Origin of the sequence: Pseudoruegeria sp. HB172150 (assembly GCF_013184805.1) — a bacterium.
In the GTDB taxonomy this organism is placed as follows: domain Bacteria; phylum Pseudomonadota; class Alphaproteobacteria; order Rhodobacterales; family Rhodobacteraceae; genus Psychromarinibacter.
In genome coordinates this window covers 1,092,922-1,105,559 of record NZ_JAATNG010000001.1, presented here as the reverse complement: position 1 = coordinate 1,105,559, position 12,638 = coordinate 1,092,922, and the positions used below count along the sequence as shown (strand labels likewise).

Genomic DNA, 12,638 nt, shown 5'->3' with positions numbered 1-12,638 from the left:
TGCGCCTGTGTCGGGCGCCGAGGGGGCTCTGCCCCCGTCGCCTGCGGCGACTCCCCCGGGATATTTCGGACCAGAAGAAGCGGGGGCGTGGCGCTTTGGCGAGCAGGTTGCACGCGGGCGTGCGCTACTTGTGACTTCGCTCCGGCGTGATGAGTAGCGGGCCGAGAGGGATCTCGTGGGCGGTGTTTTCCGTCAGGCGGAAACGGATGCCATGGCCGGCGCCGTCGGGCGGAAGGGCGCGGCCGGTTTCGATACGGTAGCCAGGGGCGGCGAGGCCGACATCGGCGAGGCCGGCGCCGAGGACGTTTTCGAGGACGAGGCCGTTCGGGATCGCGGGCAGCAGGTGGACGGCCCATTCGGCCATGTAATGCGGCGCAATCGGCAGGCCGGCGGCATGGGCCAAGTCGGCGGTGCGGAGCCACGGGGTGATGCCGCCGATGCGGGCGATATCGGCCTGGACGATGTCCACCGCTTCGGCGCGGAGGTAGAGGGCGATTTCGTCGGGGGTGTAGAGGCTTTCGCCGACCGCGACCGGGATGCCGGTCTGGGCGCGGAGGGAGGCGTGGCCGAGGATGTCCTCTGCCGGAAGCGGCTCCTCGAACCATGCGAGGTTGAAGGGGGCGAAGGCGCGGGCGCGGCGGACGGCTTCCTCGAGGTCGAGGCCCATGTTGGCGTCGACGGAGAGCTTCGCGTCCGGGCCGATGGCTTCGCGGGCGGCGGCGAGGCGGGCGAGGTCGTCGTCGAGATTCGGCAGGCCGACCTTGATCTTGAACCAGTCGTAGCCTTCGGCGCGGAGTGTTGCGAGATGCTCGCCAAGCGTGCCGGGGGGCCGGAGGTCGATCAGGCTGGCATAGGCGGGGATGCCGGGGGTCGCGGCGCCGGCCCGCTGCCAGAGCGGCTGACCGTCCGCCAGCCCGTTCAGCTCCCATAAGGCGGTGTCGATGGCGGCGAGCGCCAGCGTGGTCACGGCGCCGAAGCCGGTGCGGTAGAGATGGTCGCGCAGGTTCTGCCAGATCGCGCCAATGTCGCGGGCGTCGCGGCCGATCAGGTGCGGCAGGCAATCGTCGCGCAGCAGGGCCGCCGTGGCGGTGCCGCCGACCCCGGCGGTATAGCCGAGGCCGGTGGCTTTGCTGTCGCCGGAGGTGAGCTCGACGAGTATGAACTCGATGCGGGTGACGACATGGGTCGCATCCTCCATCGCCGTGGCCGGCGGGATGCGGAACAGGCGCACGGTGGCGCTGTCGATGGCGAGCGTGTCGGACATGGCTTCCTCCCGTTCACCAGGATGCGATGGAACGTGTGAAAGGGGAAGCGACGTCTGTGCTTGCCAATCGGCGCGCACCTTGCAACATCGAGACATGGGCGAGTTTTTGAATGTGTCCGCCTCTCTGACCGGGAGGCGTTGGGTGGGTCCGTCCGTCGAGGCGGAACGGCTGGCGCAGGCGATGGGGCAGAGCACCGGACTGCCCGACGCGGTGTGCCGGACCCTGACGCGGCTGGGCGTGCCGGAGATCGAGGCGGTGGCGTACCTGTCCCCTGCCCTGCGCGACCTGCTGCCGGATCCGCTGACGCTGAAGGACATGGGCGCGGCGGCGGAGCGGTTTGTGAAGGCGGTGAAGGGCCGCGAGCGGATCGCGGTGTTCGCGGATTACGACGTCGATGGCGGATCCTCGGCGGCGCTGCTGCTGACATGGCTGCGGGAGATGGGGCACGGAGCGACGCTCTATATCCCCGACCGGATCGACGAGGGGTACGGGCCGAACGTGCCCGCGATGCAGGCGCTGGCGCGGGATCACGACCTGATCGTCTGCGTCGATTGCGGAACGCTGTCGCATGAACCCATCGCGGCGGCGGAGGGGGCAGACGTGGTGGTGCTGGACCATCACCTTGGCGGCGAGACGCTGCCGCCGGCGCTGGCCGTGGTGAATCCGAACCGGCAGGACGAGGATGGCGAGCTTGGCCATCTCTGCGCCGCCGCCGTGGTGTTCCTGATGCTGGTGGAGGTGAACCGGCGGTTGCGTGGCGAGGGCGTCAAGGGCCCCGACCTGATGGCGATGCTGGACCTTGTGGCGCTGGCCACGGTGGCGGATGTGGCGCCGCTGACCGGGGTGAACCGGGCGCTGGTGCGGCAGGGCCTGAAGGTGATGGCGCGGCGGGCGCGGCCGGGGCTGGTGGCGCTGGCCGACGTGGCGCGGATGGATACGGCGCCGAACTGCTATCATCTGGGTTTTCTGCTGGGGCCGCGGGTCAACGCGGGCGGACGCATCGGCGCGGCCGATCTGGGCGCGCGGCTGCTGTCGACGGCGGATCCGCATGAGGCGGCGGCGCTGGCGGAGAAGCTGGACGCGCTGAACACCGAGCGGCGAGAAATCGAGAACCGGGTGCGGGATGCGGCGCTGGAACAGGCGGCGGCGCGCGGGCTGGACGGGCCGCTGGTCTGGGCCTGCGGTGCGGGCTGGCATCCGGGTGTCGTGGGAATCGTGGCGTCACGGCTGAAGGAGGCGACGAACCGCCCCGCCGTGGTGATCGGCGTCGAGGACGGGGTCGGCAAGGGATCGGGCCGGTCGGTTTCGGGGATAGACCTGGGGGCCAGCGTTCACCGTCTGGCGGCGGAGGGGCTGCTGGAAAAGGGCGGCGGCCACCGGATGGCCGCGGGGCTGACGGTGGCCGAGGACAGGATCGAGGCGGCGATGGAGCGGCTGGGCGAACTGCTCGCCCGGCAGGGCGCCGCGGAGGTCGGGCCGAAAGACCTGCTGCTTGACGGGCTGCTGATGCCCGGCGCGGCGCAGGTGGACCTGATCGACAAGCTTGAGGAGGCCGGCCCGTTCGGCGCCGGGGCCCCGGCCCCGCGCTTTGCCTTTCCGGAGCAGGCCATTCATTACGTTCGCAGAATCGGGGAAAACCACGTGAAGCTCAGCTTTTCCGACGGCATCGGGCCGCGGCTGGAGGCGATCGCCTTCGGCGCCTATGACGGGCCGCTGGGCCCGGCGCTGGAGGCGCATGGCGGCGCGCGGTTCCACCTTGCCGGCAAGCTGGAGGTCAATCACTGGCAGGGCCGGCAGACGCCGCAGCTGCGGTTGGAAGATGCCGCGAGGGCCGGCGCATGAGCGCGCTGCTGGTAGCGCTGGCGGGCCTGCCCGGGGTCGGCAAGACCACGATATCGCGCGCGGCCTCGGCGGAGGTTGGCGCGGTCTATTTGCGGATCGATTCCATCGAACGCGGCCTGACCACCAGCAGCCTGCGGCTGAAGGATGTGGCCGACGCCGGCTATGCCGCGGCGATGGCGGTGGCGCAGGACAACCTGTGCGGCGACACCGTGGTGATCACCGACAGCGTCAACCCGCTGCCCGCGACCCGTGCCGCCTGGCGCGCCGTGGCCGCCCATGCCGAGGCGGCGATCCTCGAGGTTGAGGTGATCTGTTCCGACCGCGACCTGCACCGGAAGCGGGTCGAGGCGCGGGCGGCGAGCCGGCAGGAGCTGACGGTGCCGCACTGGCCGCAGGTCGCCGCGCGCGACTACCGCCCCTACCCCGGCGCGCATCTGGTTCTCGACACGGCAAAGCTGGCCCCGGACGACGCAATCGCGGCGCTGGTCGAGGCAATCCGCGCCCGCTGCACCTGACCCGATTTCGCGCCGTTACGGAAATTTCATCAGCCGGAAAAATTCGCTTGCAGAGGCGCAGGGGCTCCACTAGATAACGCCCCACGCTACGGCCATGGCCCGTTCGTCTATCGGTTAGGACGCCAGGTTTTCAACCTGGAAAGAGGGGTTCGATTCCCCTACGGGCTGCCATATCTCCATCTAACATTTTGTTATACATCGGATTTTCCGCCCTTTTTGTCCAACCGATCGGAAAGGTTGGACACGTTTCCGCTTGAGAGTTTGGCAAATCCGCTGTCCGCAAGGCGTGAACGGTTTGCCTTCTTCGCATACGTTGCCGCCTGCTTGGTGTCAGTGTGGGCCAGATACGAGGCAATCTCCCATTCCGTAGCGCCCGCATTTGCCAAGCGAGTCGCCCCAGCCTTTCTCAGTCCATGCAGCGAACCAGGCACGTTGGCTTCCTTGCACCTGTCCCGAAACCAGTTTCCGAGCGAAGCCACTGCGTAAGGCGCATCGCGGTTGTCCTGAGTAATGAACAGCAATCTGTCAGACGGGACATGCCGCAGCTCTGCGGACAGCTCAGGCAGTATCGGCAGGTCTGCCGCCACCGATGTCTTCCCGCGGCGGTATGCTATCCGGCCGTCCCGAACATGCTGCCAGCCGACGCGTGCGAGATCCTGTCGAGCCATTCCTGTGTTGAGGGCTAGTAGCATTACCAGCCGCGCCTTCGTGCCCTCGCCATGCCGCTCGAGAAAGCGCGACACTTCCCCATCGGTCCAGGTGTGGTAACCATCCGGGTTGGTCTTCATCCGCTCTGCGAAGCGAGCAGGGTTTGGGCCGGTGTATCCGAGCTTTTTGGCCGCAAAGTTGAATAGCATAGAAAGATTCTTCTTGACCGTGTTCGCAGCGGTGGGTCCGTTCTTTTTCGCCATGAGAGCTTCAATATGTCGGACTTCCAGCCGCTCGAATTGATATTTCCCCGCTTCTTTGCGAAGCCAATCCAGCTCAAGCCGAATTGTCCTCTTGCGACTGTCGGACAGGTTCTGAAAGCGCAGGCTGCGAAGGTATTGCTCTATCAGCCACGCAAGCGTACCCGCCAAGGCGGTCGAGGCGCTGGTAGCCTTGGAACCGGCAAGCGCGGCCTCATAGGCCGCCAGAAACTCGGGTGATCCGTAGGGTCCGGGAATGTTGGTGCGAAAGTCGCCGCACTCAAACTTCCAATAGATACGCCCTTTGACCATGTTCTTGCGAACACCGGGATATGGGTTCTTGCGCCGCGTCATTTCAGCAGCTCGTCGGGATCGGGGCCGGCAGCTTGAGGTGCCGCGCCTTCCGGGAATACAACAACGCGGCCAGTAGCATGGTCCACTTCGACCCTACCAATACGCAAGCCGGCAGACAGGGCCGCTTGCAGAGTGCGCTTGATTTCGGCTTGCGAGACAAGGGACTGCCGGGTTGCCATCACTCTGCCCCCGTGGCCAATCGGATCGCGGGGCGCGGCAATCGGTCGATCACCATCTGTGCCAAGGCTCCAAGGCAAAACAGCATGACCGGGCCTTGAACGTAGGCTTCGCCGTGCTGGATGTTGCCGAAAAAACTATCGTCCGGGTCCTCATCGTCGTGGAAGAATTCCAGAGAACCGTCAGCCCAGATGACAAGCCAACTCGGATGCTTCATGCCCGAGATACCGGCGAGTTGTTCAGCCGCCTTGACCATAATTTCTTGGCTGCGGGCCACCTCAAGAAAATCAAGGCGAAAATCATCCCCGAGCTGCGCCTTGAAGTAGGAAACCTCGTCGCCGGATATCTCTCCAAGCTCGGCTTTGGCTTTATCCCGAACGGACTGCGAGAACGCTTTAGTGCTCCAGATCGTACTTTGAAAAATGGCGCGGGCGGCATGCCCCGCAAACTCTTTAGCGGCTTCCGGGCTGGTCCCACGCGAAACCAGCATTCCCATGACGAACATTACCAGCATGTCCGCCAAATTGTAGCGCGCATGGCCTTGTTGCCGAGGAAGGTGCCCCGCGCGACGCCAATTCCGAACCGTGGCCTGTTTGACCGCCGTGATCTCCTCGGCCTCACTCGGAGTGTAAGTCTCTAGTTCGAGTTGCATCGGCTCTGCCCTTGCTTTGTGTAGCCATACACGAAGCGAGCATATTGTGTCAATGTACACGTTTCCTGGTGTGTGAGACTCTCTCTACTGAGGCTAAGTCGCCAGGTAGGTGCTTCTCACGGTATGCGGCGAGTGCGGGCGAAACTGCGCCGCATACAAGCCAATCAATACACGCGCCCTCAGCTCTGACCCACTCGATCAACTCGTCGGTAACCAAAATCTCCTCCGGATGACCTGGATCGAACTCTAAAGCCGGGGCAACAACACCGAAGTGGTGACAGAACCAACAAATGCGTTCGAGCATTGTATTGAGGTCATTTTCGAGCAAGCGTTTTTCATTCGCGCGGGCGCGTTGTTCAGTCATTTTGAGATCTCCATTTGCATAAAAAGTTGCATCGTGAGATATATCAATCACACGTCTGTAACGCAATAGGATTATATCACTGTGAGCGTTTTATATCATGTCACGGGACGCCAACTGGCGGCAGGGCGAGTCCTCGCTGGCTTCTCACAGGAGAAAGTCGCGAAGGACGCCAATGTCTCTATCGCCACGTTGCGCAGAATCGAAGCAAGTTATGGAATACCGTCCGCATTACCAAACAATGTCGACGCAGTGAAACGCGCTATCGAAGGGCTTGGAATTGATTTCACATTTGATCAGCAGGGCCGCGAGGGTGTGAAGGTCAACGCTCGAGGTATAGCGCGGCCTCCCCAATAGACCTATATTCCCAGCAAAATATTACGTCAAACAAATGAGGACGAAGGATGTTCGAAGTTGGAAAAAGCTACCGAATCACAGAATTAGAAAGGGAATCCAACGGTCTTTACCGTAGTAACAACGATTGGAAGGTCACCGCGGTAGATGGTCATCTTGTGACCCTCGAAGCCTTTCACCACCCGGAACCAAGAACGCTGAACACAATGAGTGCGTTCTTCCATTCTGCTGTACCAGTGACAGGCGATCTGACCAAAGAGCCCGTATTCGAGGACGGCGAAGAAGAAAGCGAAGATGAGCAGGTGGGCCGTAACGAAACCACTGGGTACTAAACGCGCCGCGCCCTCGCAATCAGAAAAGGACCGCGCGCTGTCGGGGTTTTGCGGCACTCACCGACTGATCCGGGGTGCTTCGGGCTCGACGAGAACCCAGGCGCACCCAGCCATGTTCAGTACAGAGCGACGATCCCAGTCGCAGAGCTGGTTTCTAGAATGCGAGAGGGCCTGATCGGCAGCACTGCGCCAGCCGACAGGCCAGCAAAGGTCAGGTTAGTGCCGTCCATCATCGTTACGTCCAGCGACCCTGCGCCCCCTATGTAGAGGGCACGCGGGATTTCGGTCAGGTCGGTGTCATCGTCTGGCGTCACTGCGAAACCGCCGATCGCGGGACTTACGGGGCCGGTTTTGAACTGATCGTATCGGTCAGCCATTCTTGTCTCCTATTCTTTCCAATCGAGTAGATGCATCGCGCCGGAAAGTACTTCGGGCGAAATGCCTGCTTCCTTCGCTTCAGCCATCGTCTTGACGATCGCCGAGAGCGCACGAGCGCGACCGCCGGCGTCAAACGCCTGCAGCGGGCGGATCGTGTCGATCGCAACATCATTTCCCAGCTTGGCGGCCGCTTCCGCTGCCAGCAGCTCCGCAATTGGCTGAAGGGTCCAAATGGCCAATTGGCGCTGCGCCTCTCGAACCACTGGGCCGGTTGCAGCACGGTTTAGCAGGGCCGGTAACACGCCAAAGGCCATGGCGATTCCCTCGCGTGCCGCCGCCAATGTCTCATCCGTCATGGACCTCGATAGATCCGGCGAAAGCTGATCCGGCCGTTGCCCGAGTTGTGGGTTCATGCCCGCTGCGGTGGCCTGGGCAACGCCCTCGATCACAAGGGTGCTCCCGCGCCGACCCCGGAATGCGGATCGCATCGTTTCCATGTCATCCGCGCCAGTGTCCGGCAGAGGCACGATTTGCGAACCGAGAGGCGCATTCTCAAACGTTTCTGACAGGGCCGCCTCAACCGCGTGAAGCATTGCTCCGGTCAGGCTGGAACGGCGAAGTGGTGCGGTGCCGATCCATGGCGTCAGCGCGTCCGAGCCGATCCGCAGATGCAGTACCTCAGCCGCCAGTGCAGTCACAGTGCGACCACCACCGGCTTCAGGGATGGACAGGCGATAGGCGCGAGGCTGTCCGTCGCGAGTCGTCACGTCCCAGTCGGTCGCTGGCACAAGCCCCGTTCCAGTGATCAGGTGGACCGACTCTCCGTTAAGGGCGGCTGATCGCGCGATGATCGCCATGTTCTGCCGGGTCAACAGGTCGGTCCCGGCGACGTCAGCCATCGCGAAACCGCCCTCCCAGAGACTTATGCAACTTTGAACGGTCGCCGTCAGCTCTGCTACGCCGCGGCGACCACTGATATAGCTGTCGCGTGCCGCCATGACCTGCGCGGTATACCCCGAGCCACTGGAACGCGCCTCAATTGGCCGGAGCCGGTTCATCAACCATCCGAGCATCTATTCACCTCCAGCGGCTGGAAGGGTGGCGGTCGACAGCCTGTCGCGCGACCTGGCCGACGGGCTGCCAGTTACGGGCCTCAACCTGCGCCAGCGGATAAGCCGGCTTCGTGACCGCGGATATCTCGACCAGTTCGGCCGTGTTGACGACCCGCATGAGGCCCGTTCCATCGCGCTTCACGATCGCACCGCCGTCAGGGACACGGAAGCCGGGCGATATGCCGCCGACCAGGCCGGCCGCCAACGTTCCGAGGAAATCGGAGACATAGCTCACATTGCGCATGTCGGGTGCCAACCGTGCCTCAAAGGAGAGGGCGTCGTCGTCATCGATGAGTGTGAGACTGCCGGCCGATCGCGAAGCGAGCGGGCGATCGAAATCATGGTGCACCAGCAGATGAATGTCCGCCTCATCTGCCACGGAGTCGCCGAAAGCCCGTGCCTGGAACACCTCGCGGCGCCGATCCCGACCGCCCTGAAGGACGGTTGGCACCGAATACGGGAAGCGACCGGCGAGGACGGTCGAACCTTCCTCGCCAGACCGAACCTCGATCCCGCCTTTGGAACCGCCCCAAAGCATCACTGGATGCCCGAGACGACTTCGAGCTGCTTCGGCCGGGCAACCGTCACATCTGCGGTGACAAGCCCGGTGAGACGCAGCCCGCCCGATTGTGCGTCGGTGTAGGGGTCGCGGATCAGGTCCACTGCCCCCCAGGTGCCAACGAAAATCGGAGCGACGCCGCCCGCAGAGGTCGTCAGAAGTGCGATGCTCTCGGCCGGGTCACCGGCCGGGGCGGCCAGGCCGTTGGTGGTCATCGCGATGTTTTGCATCGGGATGTTCTTCACCAGGCGATCCCATTCGGTCACCCCCGTGCCGGTGTCGATGTACGTGTCATCCATCGTGTCCCAGACTTCGGGACGGATCATCATCCGAACCGCGGAAGGCGACCCCGCCGCGTTGGCCGTCATGAACCGGACCACGGCGGCGCGGAACGCTGACCAGGCAGCTGCGCCGGACAAATCCGTGTCGGTGATCCCGTAAGTCGATGCCCCGGTGATCACGCCGAGAGGTTGCCCATTGGCGCCCGTGCCCAGGAAGATTGCTGCGTCCAGCGCCTGAGCCATGCAGCTTTGCATATCCCGGCGGATGGCCGCCTCAAGCGCCGCTCCGGACTGTTTCAGCGACTTCCTGGTAACACGCATCTGGATACCAAGGTTCTGATCCGGCGCCAGCGCCTTGTCGGTCGTGGCGAAGGTCGTCGGACCGGCGACGTTGGCAGTTTCGCCATCGGCCCAGCCCGCTGCCACGCTCGACGTCACGACCGGCCATTCGACTTCGCCATGATCGATGTTGATCATTTGGGTTCCCATCCGAGAGGCAACCGAGTCCGGAAACAGCCGATCGATGATCGGTCGCGTCTGGATCGGATCGGGTGTGCCGCTGGCAACCGTTTCGCCTGCACGGATCTCCAGCGCCTGCCATGGCACGGGAACGCCGCGATAGCCGCCCTTTTCCCGCAGCTCTGTAACGATCTCGGCCGTCTGGCCGGATAGCGCCCGGCCTTCATCAAGGGCCAGCGCAACCTGGCGCATCTCAAACCGCGCCATCAGTTCGGACCATTCCTTGTCCGACCGGGTCTCCAGCTCATCGCCGGCTTCGCGCCGTTCCTCGTCTTCGGCGATCAGCGAAGCGCGGTAACGCGTCTCATTCTGCCGATACTCACGGTCCATGTCGTCCATGGAGCGTGTTTCATCGTCGGTAAGGTCCTCCTTACCGACCAGTTCCGCGAGGGCCTGACGGATTTCCGACTGGCGCCGCGCGATCTTCACAGAGTCAAGCATCGTTCAAGTCCTTCTGTATGATGCCTCGTTTGCCGGGGCGCGACAGCGCCTCGACCGCTTTCCGCCAGTCCTGGCGGTCCTCTCGGGGCGGGGGATGCCCGCACTCGATTCTTGTCTTTCTGGTGTGGCAACCGGGGCAAAGAGCCTGAAGGTTGCTTGCGTCATAGGACAGCTCGGGGTGCGTCCTAACCGGCTTGATGTGGTCCACCTCGAGCCGCCCGCCGCAGCCGCAGGACTGGCAGCGATATCGGTCCCGTTCGAGGATTTCGGCCCGTAGTGCCTTCCAGCGTTTGGTCCGAGTGACCTTGCGCGAATGCCGCTGATGTTCCTTACGGATGCTCATGCGATCTCATCCGTCTGGGCAGTGATTTCGAGGAAGCCTCTGTTATCGGGGACCTCTTTGATGCCGTCGATCTCGAAGGTGACACCCTCGTGGATGATCCGGTCAGTCCGATTGATACCGCGCCCGAATGCGGTTGCACGGACGACGAAGCGGCTCACCAGCTTGTTGTCCCAACCGCCGGCGCTCAGGCGCTCAGCGTCTGACACATCTCGACGCCGGGCGAAGATCGGCTGACCGTGATCGTTCCACTCGTTTTCGAAGCCGCCAGATCCGTCCGGCGTAGCGGTGGCCCGCTGAACTTGTATGCGTCGGTTGAGGCTTCCTGCGTTCAGAGCCATGCCATTCTCGCTTTTGTCTGGGGTTGGGCTGCGATACGCGCGCCCTGGGCAACCGCGAGGACCGCGGCTGCAGCGGCATCAATCCGTCCAGTGGAGCGGGCTTTCGCGATTTTGATATTGTTGGCCGGATCTCGCAGGCAGACCGTGTCTGCGAAGGCGGAGCGCAGCAGCAGCGAGGGGCGGGCTTTCACCTGACCGTCGAAAGCCGCGCGGCGGAACCGTTCCGCATCCTCTCCGCCGTCCCGGAAGCCCTGCCCTCGCCAGATCCACGGCGCACGTATTCCGGCGCGATTGAGCGCTTCCGATAGCTCAGCTTGCTTGTAGCGATCCATCGTGATCGCGCTGACATGTTCACCCTCGACATGGCGCATTACTTCCGCCAGCCACGGCGCCACGGGCACCGTCTTGTCGCCCAGGACGGTCAGTTCGCCTCGGTCGTGCATCTCGACATAGCGCCCGGCGACGCCGTCCGCCTGGCCCCGGTCCAAGAGACTGGGAACGGACGGGAAGGTTCCCAGGCATTCGAGCCTCCCGGTTTCAGGCCAATAGAATGCCGCCGCCGTCATCGAGGCAGAGCCGCCCAGGTCGATCCCGATTATCACGCTGCCCTGGCGTGGAGGCAGCGTGTCCGTCTCGCAATGCTGCCATTCGTCCGGCGTGATGAGCATGTCCCGCGACTCGCCGGAGATGCGCTCGTTTCGATTGTAGAGTCGGAAGCTGGTGAGGCTGGATCCGCCACGTGCGATCGCACGTTGCGCCTGGGCTTCGAGCCAGTTGATCGAACCACCGATGCCGTGAGGTGCGCCCGGGTTGGCGATCAGAAGCGATTCCCGGTCATCTGCCGGCAGTCCCGGCGAAGGACGATGCTCCTGCACATAGGAACCGGGTGCAGGATCATCGATCCACCGAGAAAACGGGTGCGTGTCGTCGCTGGCGGACGTGCTGATCAGGAAGGCACGCCCCGAACGTTTTCCGAGGCCGGATACCAGGGCGTGTTCGAGTTCGTCTCCGCGATCCAACGCCCAGTGCCCACGCTCGTCCAGGATCGCCATCGTCGGAGCTCCGCCCAGAGCGGACTTGCCGTCAGCAGCGATGACGCGCAGAACGTGCCCGCCGCCATCACCCTCAAATTCGATCTCGAGGCGGGGAGCGCGGCGATAGATCAAGCGGCGCTGAAGATCGAGAGGCAGGCTTGCAGCGAAGCCGGCGACGAAATCCCAGATGATCCGTCCCTGATCGCGGGTCCGCGCAGCTGCGACGATCTCACGGCGGGGCTGATGATCCCAAACGCCGAGAAGACCGCCCAAGCCAAGCCCAGCCGTTATCGCGGACTTCCCGTTGCCGCGTCCGATGCTGAGAACTGCGGCGGCAATGTCGGCAGCCAGCGCACCTTCGATGAATTTCCGTTGAAATGGTGCGAGCGAAACAGGCTTTCCGGCGTTCGGACCTTCCGGAATGGCGAGCGTTTCCATGAACCTGACCGCCGCGGCGGCCGGCGCCAGATCCTCGCCCTGCGCGAAAAGAGAAAACTCAGCAGCACGGTCACCGGAATTGGCCAAAGTCGCGGCATTGGGACCGCTTCCGAAGAGGTCTGGCTGTCCTGTACCGAAGTTCGTTCGCATTGCTTGCTCTCTCGCGCGTATCACTCAGTTCAACCGTTGCTCTCGCCTCACCTGCTCAATGGTGAGGTTCGGAGCGAAGGGCATAGGACGACTGCCCACAGCGCGCGGCCGTGTCAGTCCCTATGCCCTCCGCGTGAAGATCCTGCTCAACGGAGCCGGTCCATCGCTTTGGGCCCGTCCGGTCACGCGTTCCTGCCGGTCGGTCAGTTGCTGCTTTCGACGCACGAACGCTGCGCCGGGGATCGGGCCTCAACCTCGCGGACTGCCCTTGCCTTTGATCCCGCC

At 63.7% G+C, this 12,638-nt stretch carries 16 protein-coding genes and 1 tRNA gene; 5 read left to right on the top strand and 12 right to left on the bottom strand.

The genetic code is table 11. The annotated features are described in order from the left end of the window. Positions 1-124: 124 nt before the first annotated feature. Positions 125-1,264, bottom strand: coding sequence for a mandelate racemase/muconate lactonizing enzyme family protein (locus HCO70_RS05345; protein WP_216665272.1), 1,140 nt, complete (start codon positions 1,262-1,264; stop codon positions 125-127). Between the two features lie 94 nt (positions 1,265-1,358). On the opposite strand from HCO70_RS05345, the gene recJ reads away from it, so the two are divergent. The 3 genes from recJ (at position 1,359) to HCO70_RS05330 (ending at position 3,793) form a co-directional block, all read left to right on the top strand. Next, positions 1,359-3,107, top strand: coding sequence for a single-stranded-DNA-specific exonuclease RecJ (gene recJ, locus HCO70_RS05340; RefSeq protein ID WP_172293779.1), 1,749 nt, complete (start codon positions 1,359-1,361; stop codon positions 3,105-3,107). Next, positions 3,104-3,622 (top strand): AAA family ATPase, encoded by a 519-nt coding sequence (locus HCO70_RS05335; RefSeq protein WP_216665271.1) that lies wholly within the window; start codon positions 3,104-3,106, stop codon positions 3,620-3,622. The genes recJ and HCO70_RS05335 overlap by 4 nt, the downstream gene beginning before the upstream one ends. A gap of 96 nt (positions 3,623-3,718) precedes the next feature. Further along, positions 3,719-3,793 (top strand) — tRNA-Glu (locus HCO70_RS05330). A 20-nt stretch (positions 3,794-3,813) separates the two neighbouring features. Here the strand turns inward: HCO70_RS05330 and HCO70_RS05325 are convergent. Genes HCO70_RS05325 through HCO70_RS05315 form a run of 4 tightly spaced genes read right to left on the bottom strand, consistent with a single transcriptional unit; the run spans position 3,814 to position 6,077 of the window. Beyond that, positions 3,814-4,884, bottom strand: a complete 1,071-nt coding sequence (locus HCO70_RS05325) for a tyrosine-type recombinase/integrase (protein WP_172293777.1) — start codon at positions 4,882-4,884, stop codon at positions 3,814-3,816. Next, positions 4,881-5,063 (bottom strand): hypothetical protein, encoded by a 183-nt coding sequence (locus HCO70_RS24595; protein ID WP_216665270.1) that lies wholly within the window; start codon positions 5,061-5,063, stop codon positions 4,881-4,883. Before HCO70_RS24595 ends, HCO70_RS05325 begins: the two co-directional genes overlap by 4 nt. Further along, positions 5,063-5,713, bottom strand: a complete 651-nt coding sequence (locus HCO70_RS05320; RefSeq protein WP_172293775.1) for a MerR family transcriptional regulator — start codon at positions 5,711-5,713, stop codon at positions 5,063-5,065. Before HCO70_RS05320 ends, HCO70_RS24595 begins: the two co-directional genes overlap by 1 nt. Before the next feature lie 49 nt (positions 5,714-5,762). Continuing rightward, the gene (locus tag HCO70_RS05315; RefSeq protein ID WP_172293773.1) at positions 5,763-6,077 is read right to left on the bottom strand and encodes a hypothetical protein; all 315 of its coding nucleotides are present in this window, start codon (positions 6,075-6,077) and stop codon (positions 5,763-5,765) included. A gap of 81 nt (positions 6,078-6,158) precedes the next feature. Between HCO70_RS05315 and HCO70_RS25095 the strand changes: the two genes are divergently transcribed. Beyond that, positions 6,159-6,431, top strand: coding sequence for a helix-turn-helix transcriptional regulator (locus HCO70_RS25095; protein WP_172293771.1), 273 nt, complete (start codon positions 6,159-6,161; stop codon positions 6,429-6,431). Positions 6,432-6,478: 47 nt separating this feature from the next. Beyond that, a complete protein-coding gene (locus tag HCO70_RS05305; RefSeq protein WP_172293769.1) occupies positions 6,479-6,760 on the top strand; it encodes a hypothetical protein in 282 nt (93 codons plus the stop codon). A 116-nt stretch (positions 6,761-6,876) separates the two neighbouring features. Here the strand turns inward: HCO70_RS05305 and HCO70_RS05300 are convergent, their stop codons facing one another. The 7 genes from HCO70_RS05300 to HCO70_RS05270 are packed head-to-tail and all read right to left on the bottom strand — an operon-like array spanning position 6,877 to position 12,290. Beyond that, positions 6,877-7,137: a hypothetical protein gene (locus HCO70_RS05300; protein WP_172293767.1), complete on the bottom strand. Its 261-nt coding sequence runs from the start codon at positions 7,135-7,137 to the stop codon at positions 6,877-6,879. Positions 7,138-7,146: 9 nt separating this feature from the next. Continuing rightward, positions 7,147-8,211, bottom strand: coding sequence for a phage portal protein (locus HCO70_RS05295; protein ID WP_172293765.1), 1,065 nt, complete (start codon positions 8,209-8,211; stop codon positions 7,147-7,149). 4 nt (positions 8,212-8,215) lie between these two features. Continuing rightward, entirely contained in the window at positions 8,216-8,788 is a 573-nt protein-coding gene (locus HCO70_RS05290) for an HK97 family phage prohead protease (protein ID WP_172293763.1), read from the bottom strand. Continuing rightward, positions 8,788-10,050 (bottom strand): phage major capsid protein, encoded by a 1,263-nt coding sequence (locus HCO70_RS05285; RefSeq protein ID WP_172293761.1) that lies wholly within the window; start codon positions 10,048-10,050, stop codon positions 8,788-8,790. Before HCO70_RS05285 ends, HCO70_RS05290 begins: the two co-directional genes overlap by 1 nt. Then, the gene (locus HCO70_RS05280) at positions 10,043-10,393 is read right to left on the bottom strand and encodes an HNH endonuclease (RefSeq protein ID WP_172293759.1); all 351 of its coding nucleotides are present in this window, start codon (positions 10,391-10,393) and stop codon (positions 10,043-10,045) included. Before HCO70_RS05280 ends, HCO70_RS05285 begins: the two co-directional genes overlap by 8 nt. Next, positions 10,390-10,731, bottom strand: a complete 342-nt coding sequence (locus tag HCO70_RS05275; protein ID WP_172293757.1) for a head-tail adaptor protein — start codon at positions 10,729-10,731, stop codon at positions 10,390-10,392. Before HCO70_RS05275 ends, HCO70_RS05280 begins: the two co-directional genes overlap by 4 nt. Then, positions 10,722-12,290, bottom strand: coding sequence for a terminase TerL endonuclease subunit (locus HCO70_RS05270; protein WP_371742163.1), 1,569 nt, complete (start codon positions 12,288-12,290; stop codon positions 10,722-10,724). Before HCO70_RS05270 ends, HCO70_RS05275 begins: the two co-directional genes overlap by 10 nt. Positions 12,291-12,638: the final 348 nt, after the last annotated feature.

What these genes read in the sequence shown, in the direction of transcription:
- HCO70_RS05345 (WP_216665272.1), bottom strand. Translation starts at nt 1,264, where the DNA reads ATGTCCGACACGCTCGCCATCGACAGCGCCACCGTGCGCCTGTTCCGC.
- recJ (WP_172293779.1), top strand. Translation starts at nt 1,359, where the DNA reads ATGGGCGAGTTTTTGAATGTGTCCGCCTCTCTGACCGGGAGGCGTTGG.
- HCO70_RS05335 (WP_216665271.1), top strand. Translation starts at nt 3,104, where the DNA reads ATGAGCGCGCTGCTGGTAGCGCTGGCGGGCCTGCCCGGGGTCGGCAAG.
- HCO70_RS05325 (WP_172293777.1), bottom strand. Translation starts at nt 4,884, where the DNA reads ATGACGCGGCGCAAGAACCCATATCCCGGTGTTCGCAAGAACATGGTC.
- HCO70_RS24595 (WP_216665270.1), bottom strand. Translation starts at nt 5,063, where the DNA reads ATGGCAACCCGGCAGTCCCTTGTCTCGCAAGCCGAAATCAAGCGCACT.
- HCO70_RS05320 (WP_172293775.1), bottom strand. Translation starts at nt 5,713, where the DNA reads ATGCAACTCGAACTAGAGACTTACACTCCGAGTGAGGCCGAGGAGATC.
- HCO70_RS05315 (WP_172293773.1), bottom strand. Translation starts at nt 6,077, where the DNA reads ATGACTGAACAACGCGCCCGCGCGAATGAAAAACGCTTGCTCGAAAAT.
- HCO70_RS05305 (WP_172293769.1), top strand. Translation starts at nt 6,479, where the DNA reads ATGTTCGAAGTTGGAAAAAGCTACCGAATCACAGAATTAGAAAGGGAA.
- HCO70_RS05300 (WP_172293767.1), bottom strand. Translation starts at nt 7,137, where the DNA reads ATGGCTGACCGATACGATCAGTTCAAAACCGGCCCCGTAAGTCCCGCG.
- HCO70_RS05295 (WP_172293765.1), bottom strand. Translation starts at nt 8,211, where the DNA reads ATGCTCGGATGGTTGATGAACCGGCTCCGGCCAATTGAGGCGCGTTCC.
- HCO70_RS05290 (WP_172293763.1), bottom strand. Translation starts at nt 8,788, where the DNA reads ATGCTTTGGGGCGGTTCCAAAGGCGGGATCGAGGTTCGGTCTGGCGAG.
- HCO70_RS05285 (WP_172293761.1), bottom strand. Translation starts at nt 10,050, where the DNA reads ATGCTTGACTCTGTGAAGATCGCGCGGCGCCAGTCGGAAATCCGTCAG.
- HCO70_RS05280 (WP_172293759.1), bottom strand. Translation starts at nt 10,393, where the DNA reads ATGAGCATCCGTAAGGAACATCAGCGGCATTCGCGCAAGGTCACTCGG.
- HCO70_RS05275 (WP_172293757.1), bottom strand. Translation starts at nt 10,731, where the DNA reads ATGGCTCTGAACGCAGGAAGCCTCAACCGACGCATACAAGTTCAGCGG.